General features: G+C 72.7%; 14 protein-coding genes. 1 reads left to right on the top strand and 13 read right to left on the bottom strand.

Translation table 11 applies throughout. The features are described 5' to 3' along the window. Positions 1-3: 3 nt before the first annotated feature. The 6 genes from E1O70_RS10795 to E1O70_RS10770 form a co-directional block, all read right to left on the bottom strand. Positions 4-810 (bottom strand): hydroxypyruvate isomerase family protein, encoded by an 807-nt coding sequence (locus E1O70_RS10795; RefSeq protein ID WP_061268757.1) that lies wholly within the window; start codon positions 808-810, stop codon positions 4-6. Between the two features lie 621 nt (positions 811-1,431). Further along, positions 1,432-2,007 (bottom strand): Ltp family lipoprotein, encoded by a 576-nt coding sequence (locus E1O70_RS10790; RefSeq protein WP_061268758.1) that lies wholly within the window; start codon positions 2,005-2,007, stop codon positions 1,432-1,434. 436 nt (positions 2,008-2,443) lie between these two features. Beyond that, positions 2,444-3,274: a bifunctional allantoicase/(S)-ureidoglycine aminohydrolase gene (locus E1O70_RS10785; RefSeq protein WP_021481128.1), complete on the bottom strand. Its 831-nt coding sequence runs from the start codon at positions 3,272-3,274 to the stop codon at positions 2,444-2,446. Between the two features lie 78 nt (positions 3,275-3,352). Then, positions 3,353-4,702, bottom strand: a complete 1,350-nt coding sequence (locus E1O70_RS10780) for a DUF6986 family protein (protein WP_082774703.1) — start codon at positions 4,700-4,702, stop codon at positions 3,353-3,355. Further along, a complete protein-coding gene (gene aceB / locus E1O70_RS10775; protein WP_061268759.1) occupies positions 4,702-6,348 on the bottom strand; it encodes a malate synthase A in 1,647 nt (548 codons plus the stop codon). Before aceB ends, E1O70_RS10780 begins: the two co-directional genes overlap by 1 nt. A 44-nt stretch (positions 6,349-6,392) precedes the next feature. Continuing rightward, positions 6,393-7,889: an NAD-dependent malic enzyme gene (locus E1O70_RS10770; RefSeq protein WP_061268760.1), complete on the bottom strand. Its 1,497-nt coding sequence runs from the start codon at positions 7,887-7,889 to the stop codon at positions 6,393-6,395. Positions 7,890-8,018: 129 nt separating this feature from the next. Between E1O70_RS10770 and E1O70_RS10765 the strand changes: the two genes are divergently transcribed. Further along, a complete protein-coding gene (locus tag E1O70_RS10765) occupies positions 8,019-8,831 on the top strand; it encodes an IclR family transcriptional regulator (protein ID WP_061268761.1) in 813 nt (270 codons plus the stop codon). A 69-nt stretch (positions 8,832-8,900) separates the two neighbouring features. On the opposite strand, the gene pucL is transcribed toward E1O70_RS10765, so the two are convergent. From pucL to gatC, 7 genes are all read right to left on the bottom strand, one after another. Next, complete coding sequence (gene pucL / locus E1O70_RS10760; protein ID WP_021480425.1) at positions 8,901-9,839, bottom strand: factor-independent urate hydroxylase; 939 nt, start codon at positions 9,837-9,839, stop codon at positions 8,901-8,903. A gap of 1 nt (position 9,840) precedes the next feature. Beyond that, positions 9,841-10,209: a hydroxyisourate hydrolase gene (uraH, locus tag E1O70_RS10755; protein ID WP_021480424.1), complete on the bottom strand. Its 369-nt coding sequence runs from the start codon at positions 10,207-10,209 to the stop codon at positions 9,841-9,843. Further along, complete coding sequence (gene uraD, locus E1O70_RS10750; RefSeq protein ID WP_021480423.1) at positions 10,206-10,703, bottom strand: 2-oxo-4-hydroxy-4-carboxy-5-ureidoimidazoline decarboxylase; 498 nt, start codon at positions 10,701-10,703, stop codon at positions 10,206-10,208. The genes uraH and uraD overlap by 4 nt, the downstream gene beginning before the upstream one ends. A 272-nt stretch (positions 10,704-10,975) precedes the next feature. Beyond that, positions 10,976-11,581, bottom strand: coding sequence for a GNAT family N-acetyltransferase (locus tag E1O70_RS10745; protein ID WP_043654210.1), 606 nt, complete (start codon positions 11,579-11,581; stop codon positions 10,976-10,978). Between the two features lie 5 nt (positions 11,582-11,586). Further along, the gene (gene gatB / locus E1O70_RS10740; protein ID WP_061268762.1) at positions 11,587-13,092 is read right to left on the bottom strand and encodes an Asp-tRNA(Asn)/Glu-tRNA(Gln) amidotransferase subunit GatB; all 1,506 of its coding nucleotides are present in this window, start codon (positions 13,090-13,092) and stop codon (positions 11,587-11,589) included. Next, entirely contained in the window at positions 13,089-14,627 is a 1,539-nt protein-coding gene (gene gatA / locus E1O70_RS10735; RefSeq protein WP_061268763.1) for an Asp-tRNA(Asn)/Glu-tRNA(Gln) amidotransferase subunit GatA, read from the bottom strand. Before gatA ends, gatB begins: the two co-directional genes overlap by 4 nt. Position 14,628: 1 nt before the next feature. After that, on the bottom strand, positions 14,629-14,925 hold the full coding sequence (gatC, locus tag E1O70_RS10730) for an Asp-tRNA(Asn)/Glu-tRNA(Gln) amidotransferase subunit GatC (RefSeq protein WP_021480419.1): 297 nt from the start codon (positions 14,923-14,925) through the stop codon (positions 14,629-14,631). Between the last annotated feature and the right edge of the window lie 391 nt (positions 14,926-15,316).

Genomic DNA, 15,316 nt, shown 5'->3' with positions numbered 1-15,316 from the left:
GCGTCAGCGCTCGGCGGCGGGGAGCCACGCGAACGGGTCGGCGGCCGCGGTCTTGTACTCGAGGCCGATCCAGCCGTCGTAGCCGCCGGCGCGCAGGTCCTTCGTCCAGCGCTCGATCGGCAGGTCGCCCGTGCCGGGCTCGCCACGACCGGGCGCGTCCGCGACCTGCACGTGCGCGATGCGGCCGCGGTAGGTCGACAGGGCCGCGTCGACGTCGTCGCCGTTGACGGCCAGGTGGTAGACGTCGAACAGGAGACCGAGGTTCGTCTCGCCGTGGTCGGCGGCGACCCGGTCGATGACGCGCACCGCGTCGGCCGCGGTCTTCAGCGGGTAGGCCGGCGCGCCGCTCACGGGCTCGACGAGCACCGTGCCGCCGATGCGCCCGACGGCCCGCGCCGCGAGCGCGAGGTTCTCGGCACCGAGCTCGTCCTGCGCCTCGGGCGTCTCACCCTCCTGGCGGTTGCCGTAGAGCGCGTTGAACGCGCGGCAGCCGGTGCGCTCCCCGATCGCGGTGACGACGTCGAGGTTCGCGCGCAGGTCGGCCGAGCGCGCGGGCCACGACACGAGGCCACGGTCGCCGCCGGGCATGTTCCCGGCGTCGAAGTTCAGGCCCGTGAGCCGCACGCCCGCCGTCTCGATCGCGCCGACGAACGCGTCCACCTCGTCGCGGGCGGGCGTGGGCGACGCGAACGGCCACCAGAACTCGACGCCCCGGAACCCCGCCGCCGCGGCGGCGGCCGGCCGCTCGAGCAGCGGCAGGTCCGTGAGCAGGATCGAGCAGTTGACGGTGTACGTCGGTGCGGGGCTCATCGTCGTCTCCCTGGGTCCGTCCGCGTCTCGCGACGTAGCGATTCCATTCTGCGGAACTTTTCTTCTGCTGTATGGAAGTGTAAGCGCCGTTCGCGCAGAGCGTCAAGCGTCGGGGAAGCCTTGGCGCGACATCCAGGGCGTCGGCGCCTTCCCGTACCTGGCGCGACGGGAAGCCCGTCAGCGAAGACTCACGAGGGCACGCAAGACTGAACCTCTCCCGAGCCTCAGGTGCAGACCCTCGGGACAACGGTGGAGGGAGACGGTGACCCACTTGGGCTCGCGCGCGGCTACCGTCCGCCCTCACACGACACATGAAGGGGATCGTGAGACGGCTCCCGCTTCCGGGCGTGCGGGCTCGAATCGCGCTCGGCGACGTTCAGATGTCGCGCATCGTCGCGATGGCGAAGGGCGAGACGCGCTGCCTCTCGGTCAGGACGTCAAGGGCCGGTCGCGCTGCTCTTCGAGGAGTGGGCGGGCGCGGCCTTCATGAAGGCGCAGAACGTGAGGCTCGACAGAGGCGCAAACCTCGTCGCTGCAGGGACGTTCGTCGACAGGCAGGATCGCCGTGCGGACTGGCCCTCGACGACGCGATGGCGGCGAACGGTCGGGACGGACCTTGAGTCACAGTCCCGTGGTACTCACTCCGTACTCGGCTTGCTCTTGTGTGAATCCCTCGAAGAGCAACTGGTCGACGAGACCGGCTCGCGAGAACGACGTCAAGTCCAGGTAGCTCGCCGCGCTCTCGGCCGCCTCCGCGTTCCAGTCCACGCCGCCTTCGGCCTCGAGTCGAGCGATCGCGAACTCGGCGTCGGCTGCGCTGAAGCCCTCGAACTCGAGCTGCCCGATGAGGCCCGAACGCGAGAACCCCGTCAGGTCGAGGTAGCTCACGGCCGACCGGTACGCATTCTGCTGCGCGACCGACCCGATCCTCGCTGCTTCGGCAGCGGCTGCCTCCGCAGCAGCCGCCTCGTCAGCGAGTCGCTGCTCCTCCGCCAGCCGCTCCTCCTCGGCTTCCGCCGCCGCCGCAGCTTCCTCCTCGGCAAGGCGATCCGCCTCTGCTTGCTCCTCCGCAGCGATCTCGTCAGCCGACTTCTCGCCCGTATCGGCATCTTGCGTCGTCGCGACGACGACGGGATCTTCGCCTGCGCCGCCATTCCCGCCGACCAGCGCCGCGATGGCGACGATGAGCAGGACCACACCGCCTGCTCCCGTCAGGAGCTTGTGCCGCGCAATCCAGGACTTCCCCTGTGCCGCTCCCGCGGTCTCGTCACCGGCACCGACCTTGGGAAGCGCCCCTCGGGGATCGGGAGAACCGGACTCGGTGTCTTCGACCCAGAACCTCCACCCCTGCGGCGCGGGTCCCCATGCGGGGTCAGGCGACCAACCTGGCGGCGGTGACCACCCTGCAGGAGGCGGCGGCCAGTTGGGCGGGGAGTTGTAGCGCGGTGCCATGAACACTCCATTGGTTCACGTGATCCGTTGCCTTACACCCCACTGTGGCACCGCCGACAGGCCGAGAGCCGTTCGGAGCCGGATGATCTTCGCGCCGCGGCGGGTGAAAACACCCGAAGCATGACCAGGGCCCGGCTCCGCGTGCGGAGCCGGGCCCTGGTCATGCCCTCGTCAGGTCTCGTCAGCGCCGACGGTCGAGCTTGACCTGCCGGTTCACGTCCTTGTAGAGCAGGTAGCGGAACGGCTTGGGGCCGCCCGCGTAGCAGGCCTGCGGGCAGAACGCGCGGAGCCACATGAAGTCGCCCTCCTGGACCTCGACCCAGTCGCCGTTGAGGCGGTAGACCGCCTTGCCCTCGAGCACGTAGAGCCCGTGCTCCATGATGTGCGTCTCCGCGAACGGGATGGACCCGCCGGGCTGGAACGTCACGATGTTGACGTGCATGTCGTGCGCGAGGTCGTCGGGGTCGACGAACCGCGTCGTCACCCACACGCCGTCCGTGTCCGGCATCGCGCGCGGCTCGACGTCCTGCTCGCGCGTGACGAACGACGTCGCGGTGTGGCCCGGGATCGGCTCGTACACCTTGCGGATCCACTGGAACGCGGCCTTGGCGTCCGAGCGGTTGTGCAGCGCCCACCGCTCCCCCGCCGCCAGGTACGCGTACCCGCCCGGCTCGAGCACGTGCTCGACCCCGGCGAGCGTGAGCACGAGCGTGCCCTCGGTGACGAAGACGACGGACTGCACGGTCTCCTCGTCCTCGCCCTGGTCCGACCCGCCGCCGGGCGAGACCTCCATGACGTACTGCGCGAACGTCGTCGCGAAGCCCTCGATCGGCCGGGCGAGCACCCACAGCCGGGTCTTGTCCCAGCCGGGCAGGTTGCTCGTGACGATGTCGCGCAGCACGCCGCGCGGGATCACCGTGTACGCCTCGGTGACGATCGCGCGGTCGGTGAGCAGCTCGGTCTGGCCGGGCAGGCCACCCTGCGGGGTGTAGTAGGGGGTGGTCTGGGTCATGGGGTCGCTCCTCGGAGGTCGTGGCCGTGCCGGTGGCGGTGCCACGGCGGACGGCGGGAAGGATGGGAGGGCGGGCGCTCAGCCCGCGACCGGCTGCGGCGCGCGCCCGGAGACGCGGACCGCGTCGAGCCCGGCGCGGTCGAGGCCGGTCGCGGTGCGGACCTCGGTCTCGGTGAGCGCGCCGCAGTCGACGCCGCGCCCGAGGAACCAGGCCATCGCCTTGGCGGTCGCCGGCTCGTCGAGGACGCCCCCGGCGTCGGGCACGAACCCGACGTACGCCGCGAGGCGCGCGAGCGCCGACGCCGCGCCCTCGCGGTAGAACGCGTAGGTCGCGGCGAACCGGCTCGGGAGCTGCGCGGGGTGCAGGTCCCAGCCCTGGTAGTACCCGCGCTCGAGCGAGCGGCGCACGAGCCGCCCGTGCAGTCGCCACGCCGCGTCGACGGCCTGGGGGTCGCCGACGGGCAGGACGTTCGTCGACCCGTCCGACAGGCGCACGCCCGTGCCCGCGACGGCGAGCTGCATGACCGACTTCGCGTGGTCGGCCGCGGGGTGCTCCATCGACTGGTACGCCGCCGCGATGCCGAGCGACGCCGAGTAGTCGTACGTGCCGTAGTGCAGCGCCGTCACACGACCCGGCGCGGCGTGCACCAGGCGGGCGACCGTCGCCGTGCCGTCGGCCGCGAGCAGCGCCTGCGGCGTCTCGACCTGCACCTCGAACCGCAGGGTGCCCGGTTCGAGGCCGTTCGCCTCCTCGACGTGCTCGCACGCGCGCGCCATCGCCTCGACCTGCTGCGGCGCGGTGACCTTGGCGAGCGTCACGACGAACCCCTCCGGCAGGGCGCGGGCCTCGCCGGCCGCGGCGCGACCCGCGACGAGCTCCGCGACGAACAGCGCGAGGGTGCGCACGCCGCGTCGGCGCGTCGCCTCCTCGAGGCACTTGATGCGGATGCCCGCGAACGGCGTCGCCGTGCCCTGCGCCTCGGCCCGGACGAGCTCGCGCGCCGCCGCGATCACCGCGGCGTCCTCCGCCGCGTCGCCGCGGTCGCCGAACCCGTCCTCGAAGTCGATCCGGAGGTCCTCGATCGCCTCGACCGCGAGCTTCGCGCTCACGCGCTCCGCGACGGCGTCCGCGAGGTCGCCCCCGGCCCCCTCCCCGACGCCCAGCAGGTCCACGAGCCGGCGGACGCCGCCTGCGCCGTCGACCGCCTCGCGCGCCCGGGCCGCCCACTCCGGTGCGAGGCCGGCCGTGTACCGGTCGCCCGGCACGTAGACGGTGTGCACGGGCTGGCGCGAGCCGTCGTCGCCCGGGTAGCGGGCCGCGAGCTCCGCGTCCCAGGGCGCGAGCAGACCGTCGAGCGACGCGTGCAGCGCCGCGACGCCGTCCTCGCTGAAGCCGCGGACCGAGCCCGCCTCGGGACCGGCCGGCATCAGGACGCGTCCTGCTCGTGCGCGACGACGTCCTCGTACGCGGGCAGCGTGAGGAAGTCGACGTAGTGCTCGTTGAGCGCGATGTGCTCGACGAGCGCCGCCGCCCGGTCGTACGGCCCGGCGTCGTAGGCCTCGTGCCCGACGTCGTCCCGCAGCCGCGCGGTCTCCTCGCGCAGGAGCGTGCGGACCAGGTCGGCGGTGACGGTCGTGCCCGCGCTCTCGCCCGCGGTGAACGACGCGCCCGAGCGCACCCACTGCCACACCTGCGAGCGCGAGATCTCCGCGGTCGCGGCGTCCTCCATGAGGTTGTGGATCGCGACCGCGCCGTTGCCCGCGAGCCACGCCGCGACGTACGCGACGGACACGTAGAGGTTGTTGCGCAGCCCGGCCTCGGTGACGTCGCCCTGCGCGGACGCCACGTCGAGGAGCTGGTCGGCGGTGACGTGGACGTCGGGGCGCTGCCGGTCGAGCTGGTTGGGTCGCTCGCCGAGCACCCCGTCGAACACCTCGCGGCACACCGGCACGAGGTCCGGGTGCGCGACCCACGACCCGTCGAAGCCGTCGCCGGCCTCGCGCTGCTTGTCGGCGCGCACCTTCTCGAACGCCTGGGCGGTGACCTCGGGCTCGCGGCGGTTCGGGATGACGGCCGCCATGCCGCCCATCGCGAACGCGCCGCGCCGGTGGCACGTCTGCACCAGCAGCTCGGTGTACGCGCGCATGAACGGCGCGGTCATCGTGATGGACCCGCGGTCGGGCAGCGTGAACGACGGCCCGGAGTCGCGGAAGTACTTGATCACGGAGAACAGGTAGTCCCAGCGGCCCGCGTTGAGCCCGGACGCGTGGTCGCGCAGCTCGTAGAGGATCTCGTCCATCTCGAACGCGGCCGGGATCGTCTCGATGAGGACCGTCGCCCGGATCGTCCCGTGCGGGATGCCGAGCGCCTGCTCCGCGTGCGTGAAGACCTCGTCCCACAGGCGCGCCTCGAGGTGCGACTCCATCTTCGGCAGGTAGTAGTACGGCCCGGAGCCGCGCGCGACGAGCTCCGCGGCGTTGTGGAAGAAGTGCAGCCCGAAGTCGACGAGCGCGCCCACGGCGGGCGTCCCGTCCACGGTGAGGTGCACCTCGTCGAAGTGCCACCCACGGGGCCGCACGACCATGACGGCGAGCGGGTCGCCGTCGGTCTCCGGGCGCAGCGCGTACTGCTTGCCCTCGGGCGACGTGAACGCGAGCGTGCGGCGCGTCGCGTCGTGCAGGGCGACCTGCCCCCCGACGACGTTGCTCCAGTGCGGCGTCGACGCGTCCTCGAGGTCGGCGAGCCAGACCTTCGCGCCCGAGTTGAGGGCGTTGATCGCCATCTTGGGCGTCGGGGGCCCGGTGATCTCGACGCGGCGGTCCCGGAGGTCGGCGGGCGCGCCGGCGACCGTCCAGTCCCCCGCGCGCACGTCGGCGGTCTCGGGCAGGAAGTCGAGGCGACCCGTGCGGGCGACCTGCTCGCGCCGCGCGGCCCGGGCGGCGAGCAGCTCGTCGCGGCGGGCGCCGAACCGGCGCTGCAGGTCGGCGACGAAGTCGAGCGCGTCCGGCGTGAGGATCTCGTCGGACCGCTCGACGGCGGGTCCGTGGACGGCGACGGCCGTGGTGGTGGTCATGGTGGTGTCCTTTCTGCGGGGCGGTCCGGGCTGACGAGGGTGCGTCAGGACCGGGCTGCCGACCCGACGTGGTAGCCCGACGTGCTGCTCTCCTGAGCCTGGCCCGCGCGGTCGCGCTCCGCGACCTCGGCGACGGCGCGCGCGACGGCCGCGGAGACGGCCGGCTCGAAGACGCTCGGGACGATGTAGCTCGCGCTGAGCTCCTCGGGCGCGACCGCGTCGGCGATCGCGACGGCCGCGGCGCGCAGCATCTCGTCGGTGATCTCGCTCGCGCCGACGTCCAGCAGGCCTCGGAAGAGGCCCGGGAAGGCGAGCACGTTGTTGATCTGGTTCGGGTAGTCGCTCCGGCCCGTGGCGACGACCGTCGCGTGCTGCGCCGCGGCGATCGGGTCGACCTCCGGCGTGGGGTTCGCCAGCGCGAAGACGATCGCGTCGTCGGCCATGGTGGCCACGTCGTCGCCCGTGAGGATGTTCGGCCCCGAGACGCCGATGAAGACGTCGGCACCGGCCAGGCCCTCGCGCAGCGTGCCCGTGAAACCCTCGGGGTTGGTCGTCTCCGCCAGGCGGCGGCGGTGCTCGTCGGTGAGGCTCGCGCCGGGGTGGATCGCGCCCTGGCGGTCGAACGCGACGATGTTGCCCGCGCCCTGGCCCTGGAGCAGCGCGATGATCGCGTTGCCCGCCGCGCCGACACCGGAGACGACGATGCGCACGTCCTCGATGGCCTTGCCCACCACGCGCAGCGCGTTCGTCAGCGCCGCGAGCACGACGATCGCCGTGCCGTGCTGGTCGTCGTGGAACACGGGGATGTCGAGCTCCTCGCGCAGGCGGCGCTCGATCTCGAAGCAGCGGGGCGCGGAGATGTCCTCGAGGTTGATCCCGCCGTACACGGGCGCGATGGCCTTCACCGTGCGGATGATCTCCTCGGTGTCGGTCGTGTCGAGGCACACCGGCCAGGCGTCGACGCCCGCGAACTGCTTGAACAGCGCGGCCTTGCCCTCCATGACGGGGAGGGCCGCGGCGGGACCGATGTCGCCCAGGCCGAGGACGGCGGTGCCGTCGGTCACGACCGCGACCGTGTTGCGCTTGACCGTCAGACGGCGCGCGTCCTCGGGCCGCTCCGCGATGGCGAGGCACACGCGCGCCACGCCCGGCGTGTAGGCACGGGCCAGGTCGGCGCGGTGGCGCAGCGGCACCTTGGGGTTGACCTCGAGCTTGCCGCCGAGGTGCATGAGGAACGTCGCGTCGCTCACGTGCCGCACGGTGAGGCCGTCGAGCGCGCTCAGCGCGTCCCGGATCTGCTCCACGTGCGCGGCGTCGACGGTGTCGGCCGTGATGTCGACGACGAGGCGGTCGGCGCCCGACTCCGAGACGTCGACGCCCGTGATCGCGGCACCCGTCGCGCTCACGGCCGCGACGAGGTCGCTCGCCGTGCGGTGACCGCTGGGGGCCTCGACGCGCAGCGTGATGGAGTAGCTCGGGCTGGTCGCGGCGTTCTTCGCCGTCGCGGCCTGCGTCTCCGGGGCCTTCGTCTCGGACGTCATGTTCGTTCCTTCTTCTCGTATGCTGATGCGTGTCTTCCGTGATGCGGAAGGGAGTGCGGGAGGTTCCCGCACTGCTCAGGCGAGGTGCGCCCGCCGTCGGGCGGCACCTGGTGGACAGGAGATGGTGAGATGGCCGAGACACCGGCGGCGACGGAGCCGACGGAGACCGCGCCGGGCACGCGGACGGCGAAGCCGGCCGGGGGCGTGCAGTCCGTGGACCGCGCGATCGAGCTGCTCGAGCTGCTCGCCGACTTCGGCGGGGAGTCCGGCCTGAGCGAGCTCGCGCAGCACGCGGGGCTCCCCCTGCCCACGATCCACCGCCTGCTGCGCACGCTGCTCGCCCAGGGCTACGTGCGCCAGACGCCGTCGCGGCGGTACACCCTCGGCCCGCGCCTCATCCGGCTCGGCGAGTCGGCGGGCCGCCAGCTCGGCGCCGGTGCGCGCCCCTACCTGGAGCGCCTCGCCCACGACCTCGGCGAGTCGGCGAACCTCGCGATGATCGACCGCGACATGGCGGTCTACGTCGCCCAGGCGTCGTCGAGCCACTCGATGCGCATGTTCACCGAGGTCGGACGGCGCGTCTACACGCACTGCACGGGCGTCGGCAAGGCGGTCCTCGCCCAGCTCCCTGACCAGACGGTGCGCGAGATCATGGGCCGCGTCGGCATGCCCCCCGCGACGGACCAGTCGATCACCGACGTCGACGCGCTCCTCGCGGAGCTCGCCGCGACCCGCGAGCGCGGGTACGCGATCGACGACGGCGAGCAGGAGCTCGGCGTGCGCTGCTTCGCCGTCGCGGTGCCCGACGCCCCGACCCCCACCGCGCTGTCCGTCTCCGGGCCCGCGGCCCGCGTGACGTACGAGTTCGGCGAGCACGCGGTCCCGGTGCTGCACCGCGTCGCGAGCGAGCTCACGCGCGAGCTCATCACCGCGGCGCCCTGAGATGGGCGCACCCTGCCCGGCCGCGGGTACTCCGCGGCCCGGCAGGGCGCGTCCGTCCGTCATGTCGGCTCAGCAGAACCCGGTGACGGTCGCCCAGGCGCGCGGCTCGGCCGGGACGTCCTCACGCAGGACGGTCGCCTCGATGAGACCGTACGGGCGGTCGGCCGCGTAGAAGACCTCGTTCGGGTTGTCGAGGCCGAACGGCGCCAGGTCCACGAGGAAGTGGTGCTTGTTCGGCATCGAGAACTTGATCTCCGCGATCTCCGGGACGGCCTCCAGGACGGCCTTGCCCATCGCGAAGAGCGTCTGCTGGAGCGCGAGCGAGTGCGTCGTCGCGAACGCCTCGAGCTGGATCGCGCGGACCTTCGCGTACACCGCGTCGAAGTCGACGTCCGTGGTCGTGTAGCGCCAGCGCGAGGTGACCGACGTCGCGAGGATGCGGTCGTCCGTCTCGACGAGCGTCGTGTAGCGGTCGCGGGGGAACCCGTGGAACTCCGAGCCCGTCGACTTGAGGACGACAAGGTCCGTGAGGCCCGAGACGACGAAGACCTCGTCGCCGTCGCGCTGCACGACCGTGGTGCGCGTCTCCTGGTTGTTGCGGACGAACGCGTGGTCGTGCTCGCCGTCCGAGGTCTCGATGCGGTTCCAGGAGTACTGCTCGATCTCCCAGCGCCCGCCCTCGATCCACTCGAAGTCCTCGACGAAGTGCTGCCCGAGGCGGATCGCGAAGTCCTCGATCGCGCCGACGCCGTCGCGGGCGAACGCGTAGATCGTGTTCTTCTGCGTGTCCGTCGCGACGCACCGGGAATTGTCCCCCTCGCGGTGCGTGGCCTCCTGCCCGCCCCTCAGCTGTGAGGAGACGTTGACGTCCGTGATCTCGTGGCGGGGCGTGGAGCGGTCGACGCGCACGAGGCGCACCTCCGCCTTGCCCCACTGGTTGTCGCCCAGGACGATGGCCCCGCTGCTCTGCGTGGCCGCCGACTGCTCGGCAGTCGTGGTGGTGCTCATGTCAGCTCCCTCGATAGGTCGAGTAGGCGAACGGGCTGAGCAGGACGGGGACGTGGTAGTGCTGCTCAGCGCTCGCCACCCGGAAGACGATGACGACCTCCGGGTAGAAGGACACGGTGTCTCGCCGGTCGAAGTACTCGGCCGTGTCGAACACGAGCCGGTACGTACCGGGGACGAGGGTCTCGGGCCCGAGCTGGGGCACGCGACCGTCGTCGTTCGTGCGGGAGGACGCCACCAGGGACCAGCCCTGCCCCGTCGTCCCCTCCGCGATCTCCGGAGCCGCCTCCAGGCGGACGGTGATCCCCTCGGCGGGCCTACCGCTGGCCGCGTCGAGTACGTGCGTGGTGATGTGGCTGGCGTGGGTGCTCATGCCGTCAGCATTCCCTTCAGCCGCAGCGCGGCGATCTCGCGCAGGTTGCGGGCGGCGTTCGCCCGCTCGGTCTCGGCGTCGTTGCCCAGCCGCTCGGTGAGCTGCTCGAGGATCTCCTCGGCGCTGCGCCCGGCGGCCCGGACGAGGAACACGTGGCCGAACCGCTGCTCGTACGCGCGGTTCCCCTCGGCGAGCCGGCGCGTCACGTCGTCGTCGGAGGTGTCGACGCCGGCCTGCTCGGAGCGCGACATGCTCGCGTCCGCGGCCTCCCCCTCGGCACGCTCGCCGATCCGGGGGTGGCGCGCCAGCGCGGAGTCGACCTCGTCGTCCGTCCACGGGTCGGCGGCGGTGAGCGCCGCCTCGGCGGCGTCCTCCACGGTCGCGTACGGGCGCCCGGCCGCGACCTCCTCGGCCCAGCGGTCCACGTGGGCGCACGCGAGGAGCGCGTCCCGCGCCTCGTCCGGCGACCACCGGTTGAACTCGTCCAGCGTCATCGCTGCGTTCCCTCTCGACGACCGGGCCGGGCGGCACACCGCCCGACCCTCGGAGTGGATTCCACATCTCGGAAGTTTGTTTCCGTCTTATGAATGTACGTCCTGGGTCGGGTGATGTCAACCACGGTGCCGCTCCAGGGGTCGGGCGGCGAGCGTCGCGCCCCGAGCACCCCGAGCACCCCGAGCACCCCGGCCACGGTGGACGACGAAGGGCCCGGCAGCGGATGCTGCCGGGCCCTTCGTGCGGTCGTGCGGTCGTGCCCGCGGACGGCTCAGGACGCGCCGAGGCCCGCCCGGAACTCGTCCTCGAGGATGCTCATGACCGTCGCGTCCGCCCACCCGTCGCCGTCGCGGTAGACGTCGCGCAGCCGACCCTCCTCGCGGAAGCCCAACGACTCGTAGAGCATCCGGGCGCGGGGGTTGATGCTCAGCACGTCGAGGCTCACGCGATGCAGGCGCGGTCCCTCGTGCCGGACGCCGTCCACGTCGGTCGACCCGTCGAACGCGAACCGCAGCACCTCGAAGATGGCCTCACGACCGTAGCCGCGCCCGCGGTAGTTCGGGAGCAGCGCGAGCCGCAGGTTCGCCGAGCGCGCGTGCTCGTCGAGGTCGTTGAGCACGATCTCGCCGATCAGCTCGTCGCTCACCGGCTGCCCGTCACGCACCGCGCCCGGCGTGATGGCCCAGTCGTACCGGCCGTCCCGGTCGCTGACGGTCGCCACCCACTCGTCGATCTGGTCGCGCGTGAAGGTCGCCGTCGTCCCCGTGAGCCGGTTGGCCTCCGGGTCCTGCAGCGACTCCCACATGCGGTCCGCGTCCCGCGCCTCGATCGGGCGCAGACGCACCATCTCCCCCAGGACGACCGGTCCGCGCGTCACGGCGGTCAGCCGATCCGCTCGAGGACGAGCTCGCGCACGCGGCCCGCGTCCGCCTGGCCGCGGGTCGCCTTCATCACGGCGCCGATGATCGCGCCGACGGGCCCGAGGTTCCCGCCCCGGACCTTCTCCACGATGTCCGGCTGCGCGGCGAGCGCCTCGTCGATCGCGGCGAGCAGCGCACCGTCGTCAGAGACGACCTCGAGGCCCCGAGCGGTGACGACCGCCTCCGGGTCCCCCTCGCCGGCGAGCACGCCGTCGAGCACCTGGCGCGCGAGCTTGTCGTTGATCCGGCCCGCGTCGACGAGACCCTGCAGCGCGGCGATCTGCGCGGGCGTGACGGGCAGCGCCTCGAGCGCCACCTCGTCCTGCTTGGCGCGGCGCGCGAGCTCGCCCATCCACCACTTACGCGCTCCGGCCGGGCTGGTGCCCGCGGCGACGGTGGCCTCGATGAGGTCGAGCGCGCCCGCGTTCACGACGTCGCGCATCTCGGCGTCGGCGTAGCCCCACTCGCCCTGGAGCCGACGGCGGCGCGCGACCGGCAGCTCGGGGAGCCCGGCACGGATCTCCTCGATCCACTCGCGCGGCGGCGCGATCGGGACGAGGTCGGGCTCCGGGAAGTACCGGTAGTCCTCGGCGTCCGACTTCACGCGGCCCGACGTCGTGATGCCCGTGTCCTCGTGCCAGTGCCGGGTCTCCTGGACCACAGTGCCGCCCGCGTCGAGCACGGCGGCCTGGCGCGAGACCTCGTAGCGCACGGCCCGCTCGACGGAGCGGAACGAGTTGACGTTCTTCGTCTCGGTGCGCGTGCCGAGCGGCGACTCGGGTGTCGGGCGCAGCGAGAGGTTCACGTCGGCGCGGACGTTGCCGCGCTCCATGCGCGCCTCGGACACGTCGAGCGCCCGGAAGATGTCGCGCAGCGTCTGCACGTACGCGCGCGCGACCTCGGGGGCGCGGTCGCCCGCGCCCGTGATCGGCCGCGTGACGATCTCGACGAGCGGGATGCCGGCGCGGTTGTAGTCGACGAGCGAGTACTCGGCACCGTGGATGCGGCCGGTCGCCCCACCCACGTGGGTGTTCTTGCCGGCGTCCTCCTCCATGTGCGCGCGCTCGATCTCGACGCGGAACACGGTCCCGTCCTCGAGCTCGACGTCGATCCACCCGTCGTAGGCGATGGGCTCGTCGTACTGGGACGTCTGGAAGTTCTTCGGGACGTCCGGGTAGAAGTAGTTCTTGCGCGCGAACCGGCACGTCTCGGCGATCTGGCAGTTGAGCGCGAGCCCGATGCGGATCGCGTACTCGACGGCCTTGCCGTTGACGACCGGCAGAGCACCGGGAAGCCCGAGCGAGACCGGGGTCACCTGGGTGTTCGGCTCGGCGCCGAAGCTCACCTCTGCCGGGCAGAACATCTTGGTCAGCGTGCCGAGCTCGACGTGCACCTCGATCCCGATGACGGGGTCGTAGCGGCGCGTGGCGTCGGCGTAGTCGACGAGGTCGACGGTCGTGGCGGTCATCCGACCTGGCCCTCCTGTGCGTTCGTGGCCGTGGGCAGCGCGGGCGCGCGGTCGAGCAGCGGTCCGCCCCACGAGCCGACCAGGGCGGCCTCGAGCGCGGCGCCCACCCGGTACATGCGGTCGTCGGCCTTGGCCGGCGCGAGGATCTGGAACCCGACGGGCAGGCCGTCGTCCGACAGGCCCGAGGGCACCGACATCCCGGGGACCCCCGCGAGGTTGGCGGGGATCGTCGCGACGTCGTTGAGGTACATCGCGAGCGGGTCGTCGAGCTTCTCGCCGAACCGGAACGCCGTGGTCGGCGCCGTCGGCGAGACCAGGACGTCCGCCTGCTCGAAGGCGGCGGCGAAGTCCCGCTGGATGAGCGTGCGGACCTTCTGCGCGCTGCCGTAGTAGGCGTCGTAGTAGCCGGCCGAGAGCGCGTAGGTGCCGAGGATGATGCGGCGCTTCACCTCGTCGCCGAAGCCGGCGCCGCGCGTGGCGGCCATGACGCGCTCCGCGGTCACAGGGCCCTCCTCGGGCTCCACGCGCAGGCCGAAGCGCATGCCGTCGAACTTCGCGAGGTTGCTCGACGCCTCCGACGGCATGATCAGGTAGTACGCGCCGAGCGCGTACTCGAAGTGCGGGCAGGAGACCTCGACGATCTCGGCGCCGAGCCCGCGCAGGAGGTCGAGCGACTGCGCGAAGCGCGCGCTCACGCCCTCCTGGTAGCCCTCGCCCGTGAGCTCCTTGACGACGCCGATGCGCAAGCCCGAGAGGTCGCCCGTGGCGCCCTGGACCGCGGCGTCGACGAGCGCCGGCCCGCGGCCGGGGATCGACGTGGAGTCGCGCGGGTCGTAGCCGCCGATGAGCTCGTGCAGCAGCGCGGCGTCGAGCACGGTGCGCGTGACGGGGCCCGCCTGGTCGAGGGAGGACGCCATCGCGATGAGCCCGTACCGGGAGACGCCGCCGTACGTCGGCTTGACGCCGACGGTGCCGGTGACGGCCCCGGGCTGACGGATCGAGCCGCCCGTGTCCGTGCCGATCGCGAGCGGGGCCTCGAACGCCGCCACCGCCGCGGCGGAGCCGCCGCCCGACCCGCCGGGGATCCGGTCGAGGTCCCACGGGTTGCGGGTGTTGCCGTACGCGGAGTGCTCGGTCGACGAGCCCATGGCGAACTCGTCCATGTTCGTCTTGCCGAGGATCGGGAGCCCGGCGGCGCGGATCTTCTCGACGAGCGTCGCGTCGTACGGCGGCACCCAGCCCTCGAGGATCTTGGAGCCGGCCGTCGTCGGCATGCCCTTCGTCACGACGACGTCCTTGACCGCGATCGGCACACCGGCGAGCCGGTGCACCGGCTCGCCCGCGACGCGGCGGTCGTCGACCGAGCGGGCCGTCGCCAGCGCATCGTCGGTGTTGACGTGGAGGAACGCGTTGACCGCGCCCTCGACCGCGCCGATCCGGTCGAGGTGCGCCTGGGTGGCCTCGACGCTCGAGAAGTCGCGCGCCTCGAGCCCTTCGGCGAGCTCGGCCGCGGAGAGCCGTGTCAGGTCCGTCATCTCACTCCTCCCCGAGGATCTGCGGTACGGAGAACCGGCCGTCCTCCGCCGCGGGCGCGCCCGCGAGGACGTCCTCGACGGGCAGCGGCGGCTCGGGGATGTCGTCACGGAAGACGTTCGACATCGGGATCGGGTGGCTCGTCGCGGGGACGTCGGGCGTCGCGACCTCGCTGACCTTGGCGATGGCGTCGACGATCACGTCGAGCTCGCCGGAGAGCCGGTCCAGCTCCTCGGGTCGCAGATCGATGCGGGCCAGCGCGGCGACGCGCGCGACCTCGTCACGGGAGATGGTGGACATGCCCCCATTCTAGTGGGGACACGCGCCGTGGCCCGCCTCCGGCCGGCCCGCAGCCTGATCAGCCTGCGTCTGCCGGCGCTCGGTGGCGCAGCCACACCGCTCTGCCCGGCGTCCGGAGAAGCGTGGTGCGAGGTGCGCGCCCGGGGGCGCTGCCTCTGCTCCGGCCCGACGCCGGCACACCCCCCGCTCCGCGACGGCTCGGGCGGACGCCGGGGCCAGCGCCGACGCCGACGCCGACGCCGACGCCGACGAGAGGGTCAGCCACGACGGGTTCGCCCCGTCTCGCGGTGTGGGGGTATGCGGAAATGCCGAAAGCCCACCCCGTGTGGGGTGGGCCTTCGGTGAAGGGTTGTCCGGCGGCGTCCTACTCTCCCACCCCGTCTCCAGGGCA

It is taken from the genome of Cellulosimicrobium funkei (assembly GCF_004519295.1).
Taxonomy (GTDB): domain Bacteria; phylum Actinomycetota; class Actinomycetes; order Actinomycetales; family Cellulomonadaceae; genus Cellulosimicrobium; species Cellulosimicrobium funkei.
The sequence above is the reverse complement of the archived record's forward strand: the minus strand, read 5'-3'. Positions and strand labels throughout refer to the sequence as shown.

Coding starts and splice junctions, on each gene's coding strand:
- E1O70_RS10795 (WP_061268757.1), bottom strand. CDS start 810: ATGAGCCCCGCACCGACGTACACCGTCAACTGCTCGATCCTGCTCACG.
- E1O70_RS10785 (WP_021481128.1), bottom strand. CDS start 3,274: ATGACCCAGACCACCCCCTACTACACCCCGCAGGGTGGCCTGCCCGGC.
- E1O70_RS10780 (WP_082774703.1), bottom strand. CDS start 4,702: ATGCCGGCCGGTCCCGAGGCGGGCTCGGTCCGCGGCTTCAGCGAGGAC.
- aceB (WP_061268759.1), bottom strand. CDS start 6,348: ATGACCACCACCACGGCCGTCGCCGTCCACGGACCCGCCGTCGAGCGG.
- E1O70_RS10770 (WP_061268760.1), bottom strand. CDS start 7,889: ATGACGTCCGAGACGAAGGCCCCGGAGACGCAGGCCGCGACGGCGAAG.
- E1O70_RS10765 (WP_061268761.1), top strand. CDS start 8,019: ATGGCCGAGACACCGGCGGCGACGGAGCCGACGGAGACCGCGCCGGGC.
- pucL (WP_021480425.1), bottom strand. CDS start 9,839: ATGAGCACCACCACGACTGCCGAGCAGTCGGCGGCCACGCAGAGCAGC.
- uraH (WP_021480424.1), bottom strand. CDS start 10,209: ATGAGCACCCACGCCAGCCACATCACCACGCACGTACTCGACGCGGCC.
- uraD (WP_021480423.1), bottom strand. CDS start 10,703: ATGACGCTGGACGAGTTCAACCGGTGGTCGCCGGACGAGGCGCGGGAC.
- gatB (WP_061268762.1), bottom strand. CDS start 13,092: ATGACCGCCACGACCGTCGACCTCGTCGACTACGCCGACGCCACGCGC.
- gatA (WP_061268763.1), bottom strand. CDS start 14,627: ATGACGGACCTGACACGGCTCTCCGCGGCCGAGCTCGCCGAAGGGCTC.
- gatC (WP_021480419.1), bottom strand. CDS start 14,925: ATGTCCACCATCTCCCGTGACGAGGTCGCGCGCGTCGCCGCGCTGGCC.